This is a genomic window from Xenophilus azovorans DSM 13620, assembly GCF_000745855.1.
GTDB lineage: Bacteria > Pseudomonadota > Gammaproteobacteria > Burkholderiales > Burkholderiaceae_C > Xenophilus > Xenophilus azovorans.
Genome location: NZ_JQKD01000057.1, coordinates 1 through 20,680 on the forward strand (window position 1 = coordinate 1; position 20,680 = coordinate 20,680).

The 20,680-nt window shown below is 64.3% G+C and carries 19 protein-coding genes; 17 read left to right on the top strand and 2 right to left on the bottom strand.

Going from position 1 to position 20,680, the window contains the following annotated elements; all coding sequences use genetic code 11:
• Nucleotides 1-168: 168 nt before the first annotated feature.
• Complete coding sequence (locus tag Q392_RS22640; protein ID WP_038212364.1) at nucleotides 169-861, top strand: ZIP family metal transporter; 693 nt, start codon at nucleotides 169-171, stop codon at nucleotides 859-861.
• Between the two features lie 35 nt (nucleotides 862-896).
• Here the strand turns inward: Q392_RS22640 and Q392_RS22645 are convergent, their stop codons facing one another.
• Together Q392_RS22645 and Q392_RS22650 are read right to left on the bottom strand one after the other, a co-directional pair.
• On the bottom strand, nucleotides 897-2,087 hold the full coding sequence (locus Q392_RS22645; protein WP_038212367.1) for a heavy metal sensor histidine kinase: 1,191 nt from the start codon (nucleotides 2,085-2,087) through the stop codon (nucleotides 897-899).
• 128 nt (nucleotides 2,088-2,215) lie between these two features.
• On the bottom strand, nucleotides 2,216-2,902 hold the full coding sequence (locus Q392_RS22650) for a heavy metal response regulator transcription factor (protein ID WP_038212369.1): 687 nt from the start codon (nucleotides 2,900-2,902) through the stop codon (nucleotides 2,216-2,218).
• Between the two features lie 144 nt (nucleotides 2,903-3,046).
• Between Q392_RS22650 and Q392_RS22655 the strand changes: the two genes are divergently transcribed.
• The 16 genes from Q392_RS22655 (at nucleotide 3,047) to trbL (ending at nucleotide 20,673) form a co-directional block, all read left to right on the top strand.
• Nucleotides 3,047-3,382 carry a DUF4148 domain-containing protein gene (locus Q392_RS22655; protein ID WP_038212372.1) on the top strand — a complete coding sequence of 112 codons (336 nt, stop codon included), beginning with the start codon at nucleotides 3,047-3,049 and terminating at the stop codon, nucleotides 3,380-3,382.
• Nucleotides 3,383-3,587: 205 nt separating this feature from the next.
• On the top strand, nucleotides 3,588-3,941 hold the full coding sequence (locus Q392_RS32205) for a hypothetical protein (RefSeq protein ID WP_084217330.1): 354 nt from the start codon (nucleotides 3,588-3,590) through the stop codon (nucleotides 3,939-3,941).
• Between the two features lie 166 nt (nucleotides 3,942-4,107).
• Complete coding sequence (locus Q392_RS22660) at nucleotides 4,108-5,433, top strand: TolC family protein (RefSeq protein ID WP_038212374.1); 1,326 nt, start codon at nucleotides 4,108-4,110, stop codon at nucleotides 5,431-5,433.
• A gap of 2 nt (nucleotides 5,434-5,435) precedes the next feature.
• Nucleotides 5,436-7,028 carry an efflux RND transporter periplasmic adaptor subunit gene (locus Q392_RS22665; RefSeq protein ID WP_038212377.1) on the top strand — a complete coding sequence of 531 codons (1,593 nt, stop codon included), beginning with the start codon at nucleotides 5,436-5,438 and terminating at the stop codon, nucleotides 7,026-7,028.
• A 16-nt stretch (nucleotides 7,029-7,044) separates the two neighbouring features.
• Entirely contained in the window at nucleotides 7,045-10,233 is a 3,189-nt protein-coding gene (locus tag Q392_RS22670; RefSeq protein WP_038212380.1) for a CusA/CzcA family heavy metal efflux RND transporter, read from the top strand.
• Between the two features lie 69 nt (nucleotides 10,234-10,302).
• Nucleotides 10,303-11,196 (top strand): LysR family transcriptional regulator, encoded by an 894-nt coding sequence (locus Q392_RS22675; RefSeq protein ID WP_038212384.1) that lies wholly within the window; start codon nucleotides 10,303-10,305, stop codon nucleotides 11,194-11,196.
• 35 nt (nucleotides 11,197-11,231) lie between these two features.
• On the top strand, nucleotides 11,232-11,504 hold the full coding sequence (locus Q392_RS22680; RefSeq protein ID WP_038212385.1) for an EexN family lipoprotein: 273 nt from the start codon (nucleotides 11,232-11,234) through the stop codon (nucleotides 11,502-11,504).
• A 218-nt stretch (nucleotides 11,505-11,722) separates the two neighbouring features.
• Complete coding sequence (locus Q392_RS22685) at nucleotides 11,723-13,720, top strand: conjugal transfer protein TraG (protein ID WP_038212430.1); 1,998 nt, start codon at nucleotides 11,723-11,725, stop codon at nucleotides 13,718-13,720.
• Nucleotides 13,717-14,163, top strand: coding sequence for a CopG family transcriptional regulator (locus tag Q392_RS22690; RefSeq protein WP_011806064.1), 447 nt, complete (start codon nucleotides 13,717-13,719; stop codon nucleotides 14,161-14,163). Before Q392_RS22685 ends, Q392_RS22690 begins: the two co-directional genes overlap by 4 nt.
• The gene (gene trbB, locus Q392_RS22695) at nucleotides 14,160-15,194 is read left to right on the top strand and encodes a P-type conjugative transfer ATPase TrbB (RefSeq protein ID WP_011806063.1); all 1,035 of its coding nucleotides are present in this window, start codon (nucleotides 14,160-14,162) and stop codon (nucleotides 15,192-15,194) included. Before Q392_RS22690 ends, trbB begins: the two co-directional genes overlap by 4 nt.
• Complete coding sequence (locus tag Q392_RS22700; protein ID WP_011806062.1) at nucleotides 15,191-15,568, top strand: TrbC/VirB2 family type IV secretion system protein; 378 nt, start codon at nucleotides 15,191-15,193, stop codon at nucleotides 15,566-15,568. Before trbB ends, Q392_RS22700 begins: the two co-directional genes overlap by 4 nt.
• On the top strand, nucleotides 15,565-15,837 hold the full coding sequence (locus Q392_RS22705) for a VirB3 family type IV secretion system protein (RefSeq protein ID WP_011806061.1): 273 nt from the start codon (nucleotides 15,565-15,567) through the stop codon (nucleotides 15,835-15,837). The genes Q392_RS22700 and Q392_RS22705 overlap by 4 nt, the downstream gene beginning before the upstream one ends.
• Nucleotides 15,838-15,846: 9 nt before the next feature.
• Entirely contained in the window at nucleotides 15,847-18,282 is a 2,436-nt protein-coding gene (gene trbE, locus Q392_RS22710; RefSeq protein ID WP_038212397.1) for a conjugal transfer protein TrbE, read from the top strand.
• Nucleotides 18,279-19,007 carry a P-type conjugative transfer protein TrbJ gene (gene trbJ / locus Q392_RS22715; RefSeq protein ID WP_038212401.1) on the top strand — a complete coding sequence of 243 codons (729 nt, stop codon included), beginning with the start codon at nucleotides 18,279-18,281 and terminating at the stop codon, nucleotides 19,005-19,007. The genes trbE and trbJ overlap by 4 nt, the downstream gene beginning before the upstream one ends.
• An 11-nt stretch (nucleotides 19,008-19,018) precedes the next feature.
• On the top strand, nucleotides 19,019-19,342 hold the full coding sequence (locus tag Q392_RS22720) for an EexN family lipoprotein (protein WP_038212403.1): 324 nt from the start codon (nucleotides 19,019-19,021) through the stop codon (nucleotides 19,340-19,342).
• Entirely contained in the window at nucleotides 19,339-20,673 is a 1,335-nt protein-coding gene (trbL, locus tag Q392_RS22725) for a P-type conjugative transfer protein TrbL (protein ID WP_038212405.1), read from the top strand. Before Q392_RS22720 ends, trbL begins: the two co-directional genes overlap by 4 nt.
• Nucleotides 20,674-20,680: the final 7 nt, after the last annotated feature.

Here is a 20,680-nt window from a genome sequence, read left to right on the forward strand (position 1 = left end):
TCCGCGTCCGCAAAACTGATCTGGCTCATTCGCGCAGGCTCCTTTGCGCTATTCAACGCGCCGCGGCATGATCGGTGGACTTGTTCAGACCTTCCTAAGAAGTGCAGTAGCGTCATTCCCATCGGCGCGAAATTCTGCGCTCAGTGCGGCAACGCAGTAACTTGAATCATGGTGATCTCGGCCTGGATCTACACCTTGATTCCGGCAGCGGCCGCCATCATCGGAGCTACGGTCGCGGTGAACGTGCGGCCGGGGCCAACACTGGTCAGTGCGATTCAGCACTTTGCCGCTGGCGTCGTGTTCGCGGCGGCGGCCGGCGAAATTTTGCCCGACATCATGCACCGCGCCTCACCTTTGGCGACGATGATCGACGGCGGAATCGGCGTCGCCACCATGCTGCTGGTGAAGCATCTGGAAGCATTGGCGAAGGGGCCAGCCGGTCTCCTGACCGTGATCGGCATCGACATCCTGATTGATGGCTTGGTGCTTGGTATCGGGTTTGCGGCTGGCCCAAAGGTCGGCTTGCTTCTGACCATCGCCCTGACCATTGAGGTTCTGTTCCTGGGATTGACGGTGGCGACGGAACTCGGCGAGAGCGTTCGTTCTCGTGCCAAGGTCATTTGGATTACGTCCGCGCTCGTGCTCTTGCTGCCGATCGGGGCCTTGCTTGGAGCGCCGGTGGCGCTGTTGCCCAACCCTCTTCTGACTGGCTTCTTCGCGTTTGGTCTGATTGCGTTGCTCTACCTCGTGACCGAAGAACTGTTGGTCGAAGCGCACGAAACGCCAGATCGTCCCTGGGTGACGGCGATGTTCTTTGTCGGCTTTCTGGCGCTTCTCCTGCTAGAAGAAGTAATTGGCTAGTAGGCCAGCCTGTTGGTAGGGCGCGACCCGTTGAACTATTGCGTGTTCGGGGTAGGCACCGCGAGCCCGATAGATGTGACGCCGTTGCTCGAATCGACCATAGTCCGCCCTCCGTGCATGCGGGCGATGGCGGCCACGATGGCCAAGCCCAGTCCATGATTGCGGGCGGCATCCGACCGCGCTGCATCTGCCCGGTAGAAGCGGTTGAACAGATTGGGCAAATGCTCGGCTGAGATCGTCGGCCCTTCGTTCATCACCCGCAGGGCGATCTCACCATCCAGTCGGTCGATTTGCACGACAACGGTGCTGTGCGGATGCGCGTGCCGGGTTGCGTTGCCGATCAGGTTGGACAATGCGCGCTGCAATAGGCGCACGTCGGCCAAGCCAGTGGCATCACCATTGATACGAACTTTCAGCCCGGCTTCCTCAATGGCCGCCTCGTGCAATTCCACCACCGCGCGCGCAACGCCGGCCAGACTGGCGACATGCTCGCGGCGGGCTTCAGCTCCTCGGTCGGCTTGCGACAAGAAGAGCATGTCCTGCACGATCATCGACATGCGCTGGATATCTTCGAGGTGCGAGCCCAACACATCCCGCAGCGTGTCGGCATCGCGTGCTTTGCGCAAAGCGACTTCGGTGCCCCCCATCAACGTCGCCAACGGCGTGAACAGTTCATGCGCAACGTCAGCATTGAAGGCTTCCAGTTGTTCGTAGGCTTTGTGCAGACGCTTCAGCAATTCGTTGACGTGGGCCACCAGCGGAGCCAGTTCGTCGGGTTGAGCGGAGCCATCCAGAAGCCGGTGCAGAGTATCGGCCTCCAGCGCCTGGATCTGAGCCGAGAGGTCGCGCACTGGACGCAGCCCGATCTGCACCAGCGTAAATCCGCCAACAGCAATCACCACTGCGCCAGCGAGTGCGGCGGCGACGAGCGTGCGGGCTAGACGCTCTAGCACACGATCGTCCTCGCTGACATCAAGACTCAGCACCGCCTGGATGGGGGGAGTGCCGGTCGTAGCCTCGAATCGCATGTCGATCACGCGGTGATGCACTGGAATGCCGGCGCTGGCATAGATGACGCTGCCGTCGGCACGGGTCAGGATCAATTTCATGTCCTGTCGGCCGACCATGCCATCGTCAAGCTTGTGTGCAAGCGTACCGCTTCCCAACCCTGCTGCCTCAGCAATGAGATGGTTCACCTGGATCTGCTGTTGCCGCAGCGTGTCCATCTGCCGCTCTTTGAAGCTCAGTGCGGTGACGGTGTAAATGCCCAGACAGGTCAAGGCCAGCCCGACCAGGGTGAGAAGTGCGAGCCAGCGGGCAAGCCGCCGCCCCAGCGATCCGGCACGCCTGGGTCTCACGGTTGCCGATCTTCGAGTACGTAGCCCATGCCACGGACGGTGTGCAGCAGTGGGCGCTCGAAGGGCAGGTCGAGCTTGCTCCGAAGGCGACGCACAGCGACGTCGATCACGTTGGTACCGTGATCGAAGTTCACGTCCCATACTTGCTCCGCGATTTCAGTACGTGACAGAACCTCGCCCTTGCGGCGCAAGAGCAGCGTCAGCAGTTGGAACTCCTTTGCGGACAGGTCGATGCGCTGGCCGGCCCGAGTAGCGCGCCGCCTCGCCAGGTCCACTTGCAAGTCCCCAAGGCACAGCACCAGCGCATCAGGCGCGGGTGCAGTACCAGCAGCGCGGCGCAGCAGCACCTCAATGCGTGCCACCAGTTCGGAAAAGGCGAACGGCTTAACGAGGTAGTCGTCCGCTCCCGCCTTCAGTCCGCGTACGCGATCCTCGATGCGATGGCGGGCCGTCAACATGATCACCGGCGTCTGCTTGCTCTGCCGCAGCGCGGCCAGCAAGCCGAAGCCATCAATGCCCGGCAGCATGGTGTCGAGGACGATCAGGTCGTAGTGGCCGTGGGAGGCCATGTGGAGGCCATCAATGCCGTTGGCAGCCACATCGATCACATAGCCCTCTTCAGAGAGACCCTTGCGAAGATAGTCCGCGAGCTTGGCTTCGTCTTCAACGATCAGCAGCTTCATGCGCAGCGTTCCCGCTGCGGCCTCTCGCAACCTGTCCAAATTGTCATCTGCACGTTTTACTCCCGTTCTGTGCCGGTTCTTACATTGTCCTCATGCCTTCGGGCATATCGATTATCTGCACTTAGCAATGGAAAGGACCATGAAATGAAACTGACCCATCTTGCTGCCTTGAAGGCGATCATCCTGGCTACGGCACTCCCCCTGACGGCCCAGGCCAGTTCGATGTGGCACCCGGCCCCCACCGAGGAGGGCTTCACGTACCACCCGGATCACTTCCAGAGTACCAAGACACGCGCCCAGGTGATGGCCGAAGTCGAGGCCGCCCGTAAGGACGGTACGCTGGCGATACTGCAACGTGGAGCACCGTTGCCCATCAAGAGTTCCGAAGCGCCGAAGACGCGCCAGCAGGTTCTCGATGAGATGCGCAGCGAATCACCAGAAGCTCGACGTGCGCGGCTCGAAATGTACTCCGGCGGTTGACCTGCTGCTGCCCGTACCCTGCGCTGTGGCGCCCCCTCGTGTCGCCCCAGTCGTCAAAGCGGCCACAACTCGCCGAATATCGAAGCGGCTCTGATTTGATGCAGGATGAACCTGAGAGGAGGCACGCTACGCGCACGGGGCTCTGAGAAAACCCAAGCAGCGAGGAGTGGCAAAGTAAAGCCTGTACTGCTACACTGTTACCCCTATGCGCAAATGGCTGGCCCTCGTCTTGCTGGTGTTCTTGCCGCTTCAATTCAGTTGGGCGGCAGTGGCCAGTTATTGCCAGCATGAAACCGGAGCTGCGGCCAAGCACTTCGGCCACCATGCGCATCAGCACAAGGCGGCCGACGGCAAGGATGCCAGCCCTGATCCGGCCAAGACCCTGGGTGGCGATCCTGATTGCGCGTCCTGTCATGCCGGGTGCTTCTCGGTCTTGTCAGGGGATGTGAAGCTGGCGTCGCCAGTCAGCCCGTCCCTGGTTACGGGGTATCCCCCGGAGCACCTTGCTGCGCCTCCACCTGAACGTTTAGAGCGCCCTCAGTGGCGTGTCCTCGCCTGATCGGCGGGGAGCGCGTTCCTTTCCCTTCGTCCTCGCCCCTGCCGTCGCGCATGGCGCGCTACGGTATCCAGCCGGCTTCGCGCGGCTGATGTGATGACGTTGCTGGCGATCATCTGGATTGCCCCCCGCCGATTCCCTTGTGTATTTCAAATCACTGGAGAATCGGATGCTGAAGGATATTCACAATTACAACGCGAGGGCGGTTGCGGCAGGCTTGCTCCTTGCGCTCATGACGGGGACGGCTTTCGCTCAGTTATTGCCGACGGCACCAGCTCTTGGGCAGAGCGCCAACGGCGTAGAGCAGATTGAAGCAGCAACGCCCCTGACCCTGCAAAAGGCCGTCGCGCTGGCTTTGGAGGCGAATCTTGACCTGACTGTCGCCCAACGGGAGATCGAGGCCGTGGAGGGCCAGGTAATTCAGGGACGAGTACGTCCTAATCCCGAGCTGGCGTACTCGCTCGAAGACCAACGCACGCCAACCCGCACGCAAAGCGTCCAGATCAATCTGCCCATCGAGCTGGGGGGCAAGCGCGCTGCCCGCATTGCCGCGGCAGAGCGAGGGCGTGACGTCGCAGTTGAAGAACTGAACACGCGGCGCGTCGAAATTCGCGCCGCTGTGGTTGCCGCCTTCTTTGAGGCGCTGGCCGCCCAGGATCGCACGGCCTTAGCCCAGGACAGCGTTGACCTGGCCAGGCAAGCGACGGATGCCGTTGCCAAGCGCGTGACGGCGGGCAAGGTGTCCCCGGTCGAAGAAACCAAGGCTCGGGTGGCCGAAGCCGGCGTGCGGGTTGAACTGGCACAGGCGCAGAGCGAACAACGCAGTGCCCGCGCGCGGCTGGCTAGTTTGCTCGGGGCCAACCCGCCGCGTTTCACCCAGGTAGCGGGCAGCGTGGATGATCTTCCCAACGTCCCTTCGCTGGATGACATCCAGCAGCGCCTGTCGGCCTCTTCGGCACTGCGCCGGGCGCAGTTGGAGATCGAACGTCGCCGGTCGCTGGCCGACGTGGAGCGCAGCAAGCAGACGCCCGATGTCACGGTCAGCCTGGGCGTGAAGCGTCCGAACGAGTTAGCGCGCAATCAGTTAATGCTCGGCATTTCCGTGCCGCTGCCTTTGTTCGACCGCAATCAGGGCAATCTGCTGGAAGCGTTGAAGCGTGAAGACAAGGCGAGGGATGAACTTCAGGCGTTGAATCTGCGCCTCAGCACAGAGGTGTTGCAAGCCCGCGAGCGGCTGGCGTCGGTTCGCGGCGAGATCGACGTATTGCAGCGAGAGGTGCTGCCAGGGGCCAAGAGCGCCTATGACGCGGCCACCGTGGGCTTTGGTTACGGCAAGTTCAACTTTCTGGAAGTGCTGGACGCGCAACGCACCTACTTTGCCGCCAAGTCCCAATACCTCAAGGCGCTCGCCGATGCGCACCGCGCGGCGGCGGACATGGATCGCGTGATCGGCGCATCCGAATCCACGACCACCCTGCCTGCAAACAAGGAATGAACATGAAACCCGAAACGAACAAACTGAACGTCAGCAAGAAGCAGTGGTTTGCCATCGCCGTGATCGCCGCAGTGGGCATAGGACTGGGCAGCGCCATTCTCGGCGGCAAGACGGATAAGAGCGCTGAGGGTGAGGGTCACGGCAGCCACGTGGAAGCCAAGGCCCACAGTGATGGTGAGCATCATGGCAAGACGGGCGCAGACTCCCACGAGGACGACAAAGGCCATGCGGACGGCGAGCACCACGAGGGGTCAAGCAAGGGGCCGCATGGCGGCAAGCTGTTCAAAGAAGGGGACTTCGGATTGGAAGCCTTACTCGCTGAGGACGGCGGCGAACCACGCCTGCGAATCTGGCTCTACGAAAGGGAAAAGGCGCTAGCCAGCAGCGCCGCCAAGGTTAGCGCTACCGTTACACGCCTGACTGGGGAAAAGCAGGCGCTCAACTTCACTCCCGACAAGGACAGCCTGTTGAGTCGAGAGATTGTCCCGGAACCTCATGCGTTCGAGATCAGCATCGTGGCTCAGACGGCCAACGCGCCTTTCACGTTCAGCTTCAGCCAGGAGGAAGGAAAAGTCGAACTCAGCGATGCGCAAATCAAGGCTGCATCCATCGGCATTGACACCGCAGGGGCTGCAAGCATCAAGTCTGCCCTGCAATTGCCGGGTGAGATTAGGCTGAATGAAGACCGCACCTCGCACGTTGTTCCGCGCATTGCGGGTGTTGTCGAAAGTGTGCAGGCCAGTTTGGGGCAAACGGTCAAGAAGGGGCAGGTGCTCGCCGTTATCGCCAGCCCTGCCGCATCCGAGCAGCGCAGCGAGTTGCAGACGGCGCAAAAGCGGCTGGCCTTGGCCCAGACAACTTTTGAACGCGAGAAGCGGCTGTGGGAACAGAAGATTTCCGCCGAGCAGGACTACCTGCAAGCCGGCCAGGCGCTGAACGAGGCGCAGGTCGCCGTAGCCAACGCGCAGCAGAAGCTGTCGGCCGTGGGCTTGGCCCCAGGTTCCTCGGGCGGGCTGAACCGCTTCGAGCTGCGTGCGCCCTTCGATGGCATGGTGATTGAAAAGCACCTCAGCCTGGGCGAGGCCGTCAAGGAAGACGCCGCCGTGTTCACGGTGTCCGACCTGGGCCAGGTCTGGGCAGAGATCAACGTGCCCGCCAAGGATTTGCCGCTGGTCAGAGTGGGTGAAAAGGTCAGCATCAAAGCCACGGCATTCGATGCCAGCGCGCAAGGGACCATCACTTTCGTGGGTGCGCTGATCGGCGAACAAACCCGCATGGCCAAGGCTCGTGTGGTCTTGGCCAATCCCCAGGGCGCGTGGCGTCCCGGCCTGTTCGTCAATGTGGAAGTGATTGCGTCCGAAACCGCCGTGACAGTCAGCGTGGCTAGCGACGCTATTCAGAGCGTGGGGGACAAGCCGGTCGTTTTCGTCAAGGTGAAGGACGGCTTTGTGGCCCAGCCTGTGCAGTTGGGCCGCAGCGATGGCAAGCGGGTCGAGGTACTGCAAGGTCTTCAAGCAGGTGCGGCATATGCGGCCGCAGGCAGTTTCGTCGTGAAGTCTGAACTCGGCAAAGCCTCTGCCGAGCACACCCATTGATGCCGGAGCTACGCCCATGTTTGAAAAACTTATTCGCGCGGCCATCGAGCACCGATGGCTAGTGCTGTTAGCTGCCATTGGCATGGCCGCCGTCGGCGTGTTCAGCTACCAGAAGTTGCCCATCGACGCCGTGCCGGACATCACCAACGTCCAAGTGCAGATCAATACCCAGGCGCCGGGCTATTCACCGTTGGAGACCGAGCAACGGGTGACCTACCCCATTGAAACCGTGATGGCGGGCCTGCCCAACCTGGAGCAAACCCGCTCTCTTTCGCGCTATGGCCTCTCGCAAGTGACCGTGATCTTCGAGGACGGCACCGACATTTACTTTGCGCGCCAGTTGGTCAATGAGCGCATCCAGGAAGCACGGGATAAATTGCCGGTCGGCATCACACCTGCGCTGGGGCCGATCTCCACCGGCCTGGGGGAGATTTACCTGTGGACGGTCGAGGCGAAGGACGGTGCGAAGAAACCCGACGGCATGCCCTACACGGCAACAGACCTGCGCGAGATTCAGGATTGGATCATCAAGCCGCAGTTGCGCAACGTGCCCGGTGTGACTGAAATCAACTCGATTGGCGGTTATGCCAAGGAGTATCAGATCGCACCTATACCCGCTCGCTTGGCTTCGCTCGGCGTTACCCTGCAAGACATCGTGACGGCACTGGATCGCAACAACGGCAACGTGGGTGCGGGCTATATCGAGAAGCGCGGCGAACAGTACCTGATCCGTGCGCCTGGGCAAGTCAAGACCCTGGAGGACATTGGCAACGTTATCCTCAGCAGTGCGGGCGGCGTGCCGATACGGGTGCGTGACGTGGCGGACGTGGGGCTGGGGCGTGAACTGCGCACCGGCGCGGCCACGGACAACGGCCGCGAGGTGGTGCTGGGCACTGTGTTCATGCTCATCGGCCAGAACAGCCGTACGGTTTCGCAGGCCGTGGACAAGAAGATGGTGGAGATCAACCGCAGCTTGCCCGAGGGCGTGCATGCGGTGACGGTCTACGACCGCACTGTGCTGGTGGACAAGGCCATCGCCACGGTGAAGAAGAATCTGCTGGAAGGCGCGATCCTGGTGATCGTGATCCTGTTCCTGTTCCTGGGCAATATCCGCGCGGCCATCATCACGGCGACGGTGATTCCCTTGTCGATGCTGTTCACCTTCACTGGCATGGTGCATTACAAGGTGAGCGCCAACCTGATGAGCCTCGGGGCGCTGGACTTCGGCATCATCATCGACGGAGCGGTGGTGATCGTCGAGAACTGCGTGCGACGCTTGGCCCATGCACAGGCGCACTACGGCAGACCGTTGACGCGGGCGGAACGCTTTCACGAGGTGTTCCTGGCATCGAAGGAATCACGCCGCGCGCTGCTGTTCGGGCAACTCATCATCATGGTGGTCTACCTGCCCATCTTCGCCCTGACGGGGGTGGAAGGGAAGATGTTCCACCCGATGGCGTTCACGGTGGTGGCCGCGCTGGTGGGGGCCATGATCCTGTCGGTGACTTTCATTCCGGCAGCGGTCGCCCTATTCATCGGCCACCGGGTCAGCGAGACAGAGAACTTCCTGGTCGTGCAGGCCAAGCGCTGGTATGGCCCGCTGCTGGATCGCGTGATGACGGCTAAAGCGGTGGTGCTCACGGCAGCCGCCGTGGCAGTGGTGCTGTGCGGCCTGATCGCCACCCGTATGGGCAGCGAGTTCGTGCCCAGCCTGAACGAAGGCGATTTCGCCATCCAGGCCCTGCGCATTCCTGGCACCAGCCTATCGCAATCGGTCGCGATGCAGCAGCGCCTGGAAGCGACGCTGAAGGCTAAGTTCCCCGAGATCGACCGCGTTTTCGCGCGCACCGGCACGGCTGAAATCGCGTCCGACCCCATGCCGCCGAACATTTCCGACGGCTACATCATGCTCAAGCCGGTGTCCGAGTGGCCGGAGCCGCGCAAGTCGCGCGACGAATTGCTGGCGGCCATTCAGGATGTCGTGGGCAAGGTGCCGGGCAACAACTACGAGTTCTCGCAGCCTATCCAATTGCGCTTCAACGAACTCATTTCAGGGGTTCGCAGCGATGTGGCGGTGAAGATTTTTGGCGACGACATGGATGTCCTGAATAAGACGGGTGAAGAGATCTCGTCCATGTTGCAGAAGATTCCCGGCGCGTCCGAGGTCAAGGTGGAGCAAACCACCGGTTTGCCCATGCTGACCGTGAATATCGACCGCCAAAAAGCCTCGCGCTATGGGCTTAACGTGGCCGACATCCAAGATGCCGTGGCCACCGCCATCGGCGGGCGTGAGGCTGGCACCCTGTTCGAGGGCGACCGCCGCTTCGACATCCTGGTTCGCCTGCCGGAGTCCTTGCGCAACGACCTGGACAGCATGAAGCGCCTGCCGATTCCGCTGCCGCGCGGAACGGGTGGGACCGGCAGTGCCGAAGGACGGACGAACTTCATCCAATTGGCCGAGGTGGCGAGCTTCGAGCTGGCACCCGGCCCCAACCAGGTCAGCCGCGAAAACGGCAAGCGCCGCATCGTGGTGAGCGCCAACGTGCGCGGCCGTGACGTGGGCTCATTCGTGGCCGACGCCGAGGCGGCGCTGGCACAGGTCAAGATTCCCACGGGCTACTGGACGAGTTGGGGCGGTACTTTCGAGAATCTGCAATCAGCCACGCAGCGTTTGCAGATCGTCGTGCCGGTGTCGCTGCTGCTGGTGTTCCTGCTGTTGTTCGCCATGTTCGGCAATGTCAAGGACGGCTTGCTGGTCTTTACTGGCATTCCGTTCGCGCTGACCGGCGGCATCTTGGCGCTGTGGCTGCGCGACATTCCTCTGTCGATTTCCGCTGCCGTGGGCTTCATCGCGCTGTCAGGTGTGGCCGTGCTCAATGGCCTAGTGATGATTTCCTACATCCGCGGGTTGCGCGAGGACGGAACACCGCTGGATGAAGCCATCCGCGAGGGCGCGCTGACACGCTTGCGGCCGGTGCTGATGACAGCCCTAGTGGCGTCGCTGGGTTTCATCCCGATGGCGATTGCCACGGGAACAGGCGCGGAAGTGCAACGCCCCCTGGCTACCGTAGTGATCGGAGGCATCTTGTCTTCCACCGTGCTGACGCTGCTGGTGCTACCGATTCTGTATCGGCTGGCCCATCGCCCGGACGAGCAAGAAGAGGATGTCACGGCAGAGCCCGCACATGAGGGCGTAACCGCTTGAAAGGAACAGCGATGAACGCCGTTACGGCACCACGACAGACTCCTTCAAGCTTTACAGGGACATCGACTCATGGAATTCCGTCACCTTCGGTACTTTCTGGCCGTTGCTGAGGAGCTGCACTTCGCCCGCGCTGCGGAGCGGCTGCATATCGAACAGTCACCACTGTCGCGCGCCATCAGGGAATTGGAAGAAGAATTGGGCGCACAACTGTTCGTGCGTACCAGCCGCAGCACGCGCCTGACGCTTGCGGGCAAGCTGCTGATGGAGAACGCGCCTCGCGTGCTGTTGGCGCTGGACCAAGCGCGTGAGAGCGTGAAGGCAGCGGCCAATGGCTTTCACGGCCGGTTGCGCGTGGCGCTGTCCGACGGCATCAGCCCCTCGCGCCTGCCGGCACTGCTGGCGCGCTGCCGCGAGGAAGACCCGGAGATCGAGATCCGCCTGTTCGAGGTGCCGCTGGCCCAGCAGCTCAGCGGCCTGCGTGACGATCTATACGACGCGGGCTTCTCGATGGCCGACGAGGTGGGCGACGGCATCATCATCGAACCCGCCTGGGAGGATGAGCTGATGGTCGCCATGCCCGCGCGCCATGAACTACTGGCCCACAGGCGGGTACCGCTGGATGAAGTGCTGCAACATCCCCTGGTGCTGGGCGACCCGGCAGTTTGCGAAGGCCATGCCAAGCAGATCGACCGCATCCTGCGCAAGCAGGACCGGGAGCCCTTGATCGAACAGTACGTCGCCACGTTCGACGTGATGATGACTTTCGTGTCGGCCGGCTTGGCGCTGGGGCTCGCAGGCGCCGCGCACATCGCTTCCAGCCACGAGCCGGGCGTGGTGGGCCGACCGCTCGCGGGAAAGTCGCCCATGCTCACCACCTATCTGCTGCGCCGCGACGCCGAGCCGTCGCAGGCGCTAGCCCGCTTTATCGAGCGGGTCGAAGCCCTGGTACCGGGAGACGCTTAGCCATTGGCCCCGTTTCACTTCGGAGGATTCAAGCCATGAACCTATCCAAGATCATCGCTATGTCGTCGCTAGCAGTTCTGCTGGTCGCCTGCGGCAAGTCTGAGCCGTCCAAGCCCGCCGCCGTGCCCAGCGTGGAGCAACTGGCTGCTGACCCCGTGCGTTTGCGAGAACTGCGCCAGCAGTGCAAGACGGATCGTCCGACGATGGGCGACGTGCTGTGCAACCGAGTGGCCGAAGCGACGAACCGGCGTTTCCTGGGTGACGGCAAGGTGCCTTATACGCCGCCGAAGGAACCGCCGAAGTTCTGATGGTCGGTTTGCCGCAACGCACCTGCGCGTGCCTGCGCCTTTTTGCGCGCTGCGCAGCAGCGCGCCCGTTGTGGCGGTCTTTCGCCCCAGTTCTTCCCTGCCGGAAACCATGCTTTTTGCGGCATCAACATGCCGATAACGGTCTTTGACCGGCACGCCCAGCGGCACTGATCCTCACGAGGGCGGCACATGCCTGTGCTGCGATCGGAGGCTGGATGATGCAGGGAACGAACGTGCTGTTCGGTCAGATTGCCGTGGTGTTCGGCATCGTGATCGCTGGGGTGTGGAGCGCCACGCAATGGACAGCCGCCGCCCTGGGCTATCAGCTACGCCTTGGCTCGCCCTGGTTCGATTTCTTCGGTACGCCGGTCTATCACCCGTGGCGGCTGTTCGAGTGGTGGTTCGTCTTCGACGCCTACGCGCCGCGCGTGTTCGACACCGGCGGCGCCATCGCGGGCGGCAGCGGCTTGCTGGCGGTGGTGGTCGCCATCGGCATGTCGATATGGCGCTCGCGCCAGTCGCGCCTGGTCACGACCTACGGCTCGGCCCGCTGGGCGAACGCGGATGACATTCGCAAGGCCGGCCTCACGCAACCGGCCGGCGTGTTCCTCGGCCAGCACGATCGCCAGTACCTGCGACATGAGGGGCCGGAGCACGTCCTGACCTTTGCGCCCACGCGCAGCGGCAAAGGCGTCGGCCTAGTGGTGCCGACACTGCTTTCCTGGCCTGCATCCGCCGTCATCCACGACATCAAGGGCGAGAACTGGCAGATCACCGCAGGCTGGCGTTCGCGCTTCTCGCATTGCCTGCTGTTCAACCCGACCGATGCGAAGTCGGCCGCCTACAACCCGCTGCTGGAGGTGCGGCGCGGCGCGTATGAAGTGCGCGACGTGCAGAACATCGCGGACATTCTGGTCGATCCCGAAGGCGCGCTGGAGAAGCGCAACCATTGGGAAAAGACCAGCCACGCGCTGTTGGTCGGCGCCATCCTGCATGTGCTCTACGCGGGCGAGGACAAGACGCTGCGCGGCGTCGCCAACTTTCTCTCCGACCCGGCCAGCCCGTTCGAGCTGACCCTGCACCGGATGATGACCACGCCGCACTTGGGCGATGGGCCGCATCCTGTCGTCGCTTCGGCGGCGCGCGAAGTGCTCAACAAGTCGGACAACGAACGCTCGGGCGTGCTGTCCACGGCCATGTCGTTCCTGGGCCTGTACCGCGATCCCACGGTGGCCGAAGTCACGTCGCGGTGCGATTGGCGCATTGCCGACCTGATCGCAGCCGAGCATCCGGTGTCGCTGTATCTGGTGGTGCCGCCTTCGGACATTTCGCGGACGAAGCCGCTCATTCGCCTGATCCTCAACCAGATCGGGCGGCGCCTCACCGAATCGCTGGATGGCTCCGACGGCATCGAGCGACGCCACAAGCTGCTGCTGATGCTCGACGAGTTCCCGGCGCTCGGGCGCCTGGACTTCTTCGAGACGGCGCTGGCCTTCATGGCGGGCTACGGCATCCGTAGCTTCCTCATCGCGCAATCGCTCAACCAGATCGACAAGGCGTATGGGCAGAACCACTCTATCCTCGACAACTGCCATGTGCGTGTGACGTTCGCCACGAACGACGAACGCACCGCCAAACGCATCTCCGAGACGCTGGGCACGGCCACCGAGCTGCGCGCGCAGCGCAACTACGCGGGCCACCGGCTGGCGCCGTGGCTGGGCCACCTGATGGTGTCGCGCCAGGAAACCGCGCGCCCGCTGCTGACGCCGGGCGAAGTCATGCAGCTTCCGCCCGACGAGGCGGTGGTGATGGTGTCCAGCGTGGCGCCGATCAAGGCGAAGAAGCTGCGCTACTACGCGGACAGCAATTTCAAGCATCGCTTGCTGCCGCCGCCCACGCTGGCGGACGGGCAGTACGCCGACGCGCCGCCGGCCCGCGCCGATAACTGGAGCGGGCTGGCAATTCCTGCGGTGCCGGCATCTCTCGTCGCGGAGACCGTTGGCGACCTTGGCAGCGCCGATGACGGCGGCCCGCGTCGCCAGCCCGAACTCTCCGAAACCGCCGCCTACGACCCCGAGCTGGCCGCGCCTGCGGCCGACCTTGGGCTGCTCGATGACGACGACTTGCCGCTTCCCCTTCCTCGCCAGCTCGACCCAACCATGCAGCGCACGGCCCGGCTGGCTTCCCTCGACCCTGACGACGGAATCGACCTATGACCCAACACCGCCTCAACGTGTTCATCCAGCCGGAGCATGGCAAGCGGCTCGACGAACTGGCCGCCAAGAAAGGCGTATCCAAGTCCAGCATCGTCGCCGCCGCCTTGGCGTCGTGGTTGTCGCCTGATGCTGCCGACCAGCGCGAGGCGGCGATTGCCAAGCGGCTGGATCGCCTGTCACGGCACGCCGAGCGCATGGAACGCGACCAGAACATCCAGATCGAAACGCTGGCACTGTTCATCCGCTACTTCCTCACGGTGAGCACGCCCGTGCCCGAAGCGCATCAGGACGCAGCGCGCGCCCAGGGCAAGGCGCGCTTCGAGCAGTTCGTCGAACAACTCGGGCGGCATTTGCTGCGCGGTCGCAGTCTGGTGCGGGACGTGGTGGAAGAACTGCATCCAGACCCGGCACGCATGGACGACGCGCAGGAGCGCGCGTCATGAGCGCCGTTCCTTCCTTCACCGCCGTTTCACTGGATCGCCGCATCCTGATGCTGCGCACGGCGATGGGGCCGCTGATCGCCGCCGCGCTGGAAGACCCGGACGTGGTGGAAATCATGCTCAACCCGGATCGCACCTTGTGGATCGACCGGCTTTCGTCGGGTCGCGCGCCGATGGGTGTGGAGCTGTCCGAGGCCGACGGCGAACGAATCATCCGGCTGGTCGCGGCCCACGTCGGCGCGGAAGTCCACCGCGGCCAGCCACTGTTGACGGCGGAACTGCCCGAGACGGGCGAACGCTTCGAGGGCATCCTGCCGCCCGCTGCGCCGGGGCCGGCCTTTGCGTTGCGCAAGCGCGCCTTTGGCGTGATCCCGCTGTCGCGCTACATCGAGGACGAAATGATGACCGCCGCGCAGGCGGGCTTGCTGGTGCGCGCCGTGCGCGAACGCCAGAACATCCTGATCGCCGGCGGGACGAGTACCGGCAAGACCACCTTGGCCAATGCGCTATTGGCCGAGATCGCCGCCACGGGCGACCGCGTATTGGTGCTCGAAGACACGGTGGAGCTGCAATGCGCGGCCCGCGACCACGTGCCGCTGCGCACACGCCAGGGCGTGGTGTCCATGACCGAGCTGGTGCGATCTTCGATGCGCCTGCGCCCGGATCGTGTCGTCGTCGGCGAGGTGCGTGGCGCCGAGGCATTGGATCTCATCAAAGTCTGGGGCACTGGCCATCCGGGCGGCATCGCCACCATCCACGCCGGCTCCGTACTGGGCGCACTGCTGCGCCTGGAGCAACTGATTCTCGAAGTGGCGGTGAACCCGCCCCGTGCGCTGATCGCGGAAGCGGTCAACGTGGTGATCCACATCGCCGGGCGCGGACGCAAGCGCCGCATCGAGAGCATCGCCCGCGTCGTCGGCTTCGATGGCGTGGGCTACCAACTGGCGGATGCGCTGGAGGCTCCATTCCCGGAGCTGCTGCCGCAGTCCGACCTTTCCTCCCTGTCCCCTGACCACTCTGGAGAACTTCCATGACGCACGCTGATGCTTTCCGTATTTCCGCAAATCCGCTTCCTCGGCCCGCACGGCTGGATGGCCTGGCTCGCCCGGCCATGCAGGGCTTGATGCTCGCGGCGCTGATGTTGCTGCTCGCAGGCACCGCGCAGGCCGCGGGTTCCTCGATGCCCTGGGAAGGGCCGCTGCAATCCATCCTCGAATCCATCCAGGGGCCGGTGGCGCGCATCGTCGCGGTCATCATCATCATCGCCACGGGCTTGGCGCTGGCCTTCGGCGATACCTCGGGCGGGTTCCGCAAGCTGATCCAGATCGTGTTTGGCCTGTCCATCGCGTTCGCCGCTTCGAGCTTCTTCCTGTCGTTCTTCAGCTTCTCCGGTGGGGCCGTCGTATGAACGGCCCACACGATGGAATACCCGGCTTCGAGGTGCCGCTACATCGGTCTCTGACCGAGCCGATCCTGATGGGCGGCGCTCCGCGCACCGTGGCCATCACCAACGGCACCTTGGCCGCTGCCGTGGGCCTGGGCTTGCAGATGTGGATTCCTGGGCTGGTGCTTTGGATCGTCGGCCATTCGCTGGCGGTCTGGGGTGCGCGTGTCGATCCGCAGTTCATGGCCGTGTTCGCGCGGCACATCAAGCACCGGCCGCTGCTGGACGTGTGAGGTGATGCCATGCTGAACCTTGCCGAATATCGCCAGCGCCCGGCCTTGCTCGCCGACTGGTTGCCCTGGGCCGGGCTGATCGCACCGGGCGTCGTCTTGAACAAGGACGGCAGTTTCCAGCGCACGGCCCGGTTTCGCGGGCCTGACCTCGATAGCGCAACGCAAGGCGAACTGATTGCCACGTCGGCGCGCTTGAACAACGCGCTGCGTCGTATGGGTTCGGGCTGGGCGCTGTTCATCGAAGCCGAGCGCCGGCCCGCAGCCGACTATCCGCACTCGGAGTTTCCCGAGCCGTTGTCGTGGCTGGTGGACGAGGAACGCCGCGCTACGTTCGAGGACTCGGGCAACCACTTCGAGAGCGGCTACCACCTGACGCTGGTGTACCTGCCGCCCGAGGAATCACGCGCCCGCGCGGCCGGGATGCTGTACGAGAACCGGCCCACCGAAGGCGTGGACTGGCGCGAGCGCCTGACGGCCTTCGTCGCGGAAACCGATCGCATCTTCGACCTGCTCGATGGCGTGATGCCGGAAATCGCGTGGCTGGACGACAGCCAGACGCTGACCTTCCTGCACGCCACCATCTCGACGCGGCGCTATCGCGTCGGCGTGCCTGAAGTGCCTTTCCACATCGATGCGCTGCTGACCGACTCCGCGCTGGTCGGTGGCCTGGCGCCCATGCTGGGCGGCCAGCACCTGCGCGTGGTGTCGGTGCGTGGCTTCCCGACCTCGACTTGGCCGGGGATTCTGGATGACCTCAACCGCCTCGGCTTTGGCTATCGCTGGTCCACCCGGTTCCTCTGCATGGACAAAGCCGATGCGGAAAAGGAGCTGTCCCGCCTGCGCCGCCAGTGGTTCGCCAAGCGCAAGAACGTGATCGCGCTGCTGCGCGAAACCATCTTCCAGCAGGAAACCCCGCTGGTCGATACCGACGCCAGCAACAAATCGGCCGATGCGGACGCGGCCTTGCAGGAACTGGGCAGCGATCAGGTGGCCTTCGGGTATGTCACCACCACGGTGACGGTGCTCGATGCCGACCCGGCGAAGGCCGACGAGAAGCTGCGCATGGTGGAGCGGGTCATCCAGGGCCGGGGCTTCGTGACGATGCCCGAGGCCTTGAACGCGGTGGATGCCTGGCTGTCGTCCATTCCCGGCCATGCCTACGCCAACGTGCGCCAGCCCATCGTCTCGACGCTGAACTTGGCGCACCTGATGCCGGTGTCGGCGGTATGGGCCGGCCCCGAGCGCAATAACCATCTCAACGGCCCGCCGCTGATCGTGACGCGCACCGACGGCGCGACACCGTTCCGGCTGGTGACGCACATCGGCGACGTGGGCCACACGCTGGTCGCGGGGCCGACCGGCATGGGCAAGTCGGTGCTGCTCGCCACCTTGGCGATGCAGTTCCGGCGCTATCGCGGATCGCGCATCCTCGCGTTCGACATGGGCCGCTCCATCCGGGCAACGGTGCTGGGCCTGGGCGGCGAGCACTACGACCTCGGTATGGATGGCGAGATCGCATTCCAGCCCTTGGCCCGCATCGACCGCGAGGGTTATCGAACCTGGGCCGCCGAGTGGATCGAAGGCCGCTTGCGGCATGAAGGCGTGACCGTCGGCCCGGAGGAGAAGGCTGCCATCTGGTCGGCGCTCGGCAGCCTCGCCGGTGCTCCGCTGGAGCAGCGCACGATGACCGGCCTGTCGGTGCTGCTGCAATCGAACGCGCTGCGCCAGGCGCTCGCGCCCTACGTGCTCGGCGGCGCCCACGGCAAGCTGCTGGATGCGGATTCGGATCGCCTGGGTTCCGGCGCCGTGCAGTGCTTCGAGATGGAAGAGCTGATGCACAGCAAGGCCGCCGTCATGGCCGTGCTGCACTACCTCTTTGCCCGGTTCGATGAACGCTTTGACGGTGCGCCCACGCTGCTGATCCTCGATGAGGCGTGGCTGTTTCTCGATGACCCGGTGTTCGCGGCCCGCATCCGCCAGTGGCTCAAGACGCTGCGCAAGAAGAACGTCAGCGTCATCTTCGCCACGCAGAGCCTCGCCGACATCAAGGATTCGAGCATCGCGCCGGCCATCATCGAGAGCTGCGCCAGCCGCATCTTCCTGCCCAACCCGCAGGCGACCGAGCCGCAGATCAGGGCTATCTACGAAGGCTTCGGGCTGAACTCGCGCCAGATCGAAATCGTCGCCACCGCGCAGCCCAAGCGCGACTACTACTACCAATCCCGTCTCGGCAACCGCCTGTTCGACCTCGACCTGGGCGCCGCGACCTTGGCCTTCGCGGGTGCTTCCACGCCGCAAGACCAGCGCGACATCGACGCGGTGCTCGCCGCTACATCTGCATCCACCCCGTTCGCAGCCGCCTGGCTGCGCCACCGCGGCCTGCATTGGGCGGCCGAACTGCTGTCCTCGTTCCCGTCCACCCACCCCAAGGAGAACCCATCATGAAGAAGCGTCTTCTCGCCGCCGCCGTCGCGGCCATGCTTTGCACCGCTACCGCCGTGCAGGCGCAATGGGTCGTGATCGACCCTACGAACCTCGTGCAGAACACGCTGACCGCGATCCGCACGCTGGAGCAGATCAACAACCAGATCAAGCAGCTCCAGCACGAAGCGCAGATGCTCATCAACCAGGCGCGCAACCTCGCCAGCCTGCCGTCCAGCGTAGTGGGCCAGTTGCGCGCCAACCTGGCGACCACGCAGCGGCTGATCGCGCAGGCCAAGGGCCTGGCCTATGACGTGACCAATCTGGATCGGGAGTTCCAGCGCCTGTACCCGGAGCAGTACGCCGCCACCGTCAGCGGCAATCAGATGTACCGCGACGCGCAGGAGCGTTGGAAGAACACGCTCAGCGGCCTGCAGACCACCATGCAGATGCAGGCCCAGGCGTCGCAGAACCTGAGCGACGACGAAGGCGTGCTGGCCGACCTCGTGGGCAAGAGCCAGTCGGCCGTGGGCGCTTTGCAGGCGATGCAGGCCATGAACCAGCTTCTGGCCTTGCAGGCCAAGCAGTCCATCCAGACGCAGCGCCTGAGCATCACCCAGGATCGTGCCGCTTCGCTGGAACTGGCGCGGCAGGCCGCCGCTGTGGAGCGAGGCCGCGAGGTGAACCGGCGCTTCCTGGGTGAAGGCACGCCGTACACGCCGCAGTCCGTCGATTTCTACAGCCGTTGACGGGTGCTGCCATGACCCGCGCGCCTGCTCTCTGCGGTTTTGTGCTCCTGCTGGCCGGCTGCGGCCAGCAGGAGGTGCCTTCGGTCGATGCGCTCTCGGCAGATCCGTCGCGGCTGCGCTTGCTCAAGGAGCAATGCCGGGCGGGCCAGCTCGACGGCGCGTCTTGCGCGCAGGTGGCCCAGGCCGATTTGCGCCGCTTTCTCTCCGGCCTGGCCGGGCCGGATGAGTACCGGACGCTGGCCGATCTGCCGCCGATTCCGCCCAGCTTCGATGAACCCGCCGAGGACCGCAATGCGGTGGCAACGGCCTCGCCTGGGCAGGAGGACTTGCCATGAATGACATTTCGATCATTGACCATTTCCTCGATGTGTTCTCGCGCTACATCGACTCGGGATTTGGGCTGCTGCATGGCGAGGTGGCGTTTCTCACGGCCACGCTGATCGTCATCGACATGACGCTCGCCGGGTTGTTCTGGGCGATGGGCCATGCCACCGGCCAGGGCGAGGACGTGATCGCCAAGCTGATCCGCAAGGTGCTGTACGTCGGTGCCTTCGCCTACATCATCGGCAACTTCAACATGCTGGCCAGCGTGGTGTTCCGCTCCTTCGCGGGCTTGGGCCTGACGGCCAGCGGCTCCAGCCTGAGCATGGGCAACTTCTTGCAGCCGGGACGGTTGGCCAAGGCCGGTATCGACGCAGCGGCGCCGATCCTCGACCAGATCAAGGGGCTGTCGGGCTTCCCCGAGGTGTTCATCCACCTCGCGCCCATCGTCGTACTGTTCTTCGCGTGGCTGGTGATCATCGTCAGCTTCTTCGTGTTGGCGGTGCAGCTCTTCGTCACGCTGATCGAGTTCAAGCTGACCACGCTGGCGGGCTTCGTGCTGGTGCCGTTCGCTCTCTGGAACAAGACGGCGTTCCTGGCCGAGAAGGTCTTGGGTAACGTGGTGTCGTCGGGCATCAAGGTGCTGGTGCTGGCCGTCATCGTGGGCATTGGCTCGGGCCTGTTCTCCGAGTTCAACATACCGGCAGGCTCGGAGCCCTCGATCGACCGGGCGCTGGTCATCATGCTGGCTTCGCTGTCCCTGCTGGCGCTGGGCATCTTCGGGCCGGGCATTGCAACTGGCTTGGTGTCCGGCGGGCCGCAGCTCGGCGCGGGCGCGATGGCCGGTGCCGCCATCGGCGCAGCCGGAACCGCTGTGGCGGTCGGTGCCGCGGCTACGGGCGTCGGAAGTGCCGTGGCGGCCGGGGCGCGCATGGCACCCGCCGCCGCTCGCTCGATGGCATCGACCGCCAGCAGCGCCAGGTCGGCGTACCAGGCGGGCTCCGCTTCGGCCGGTGGCGGCCTGAAGGGTGCCGCTGCTGGCGTGGGCAATGTCGCCAAGACTGGCGCGCAGGCGGCCGGGCGGAAGGTGGCCGATGGGGCGCGCTCGATGAAGGAGCGCATGGCGGCGGCCTTTCGGCCCGATGACGCGCCAGCCTCCGGCGCCGCACCCGCCGGCCCTGACGCTGCCGGATCGGCTCCGTCTGCCGAACAACCCGCCTGGGCCAAGCGCCTGCATCGAAGGCAACAGCTCACCCATGCCGCTACGACCGCCGCCCACACGCTGCGCGGCGGCGACGGTGGCAGCTCCAGCCAGGGGCCAAGCCTGCGTGATTCCGATTCATGAGGAGAAC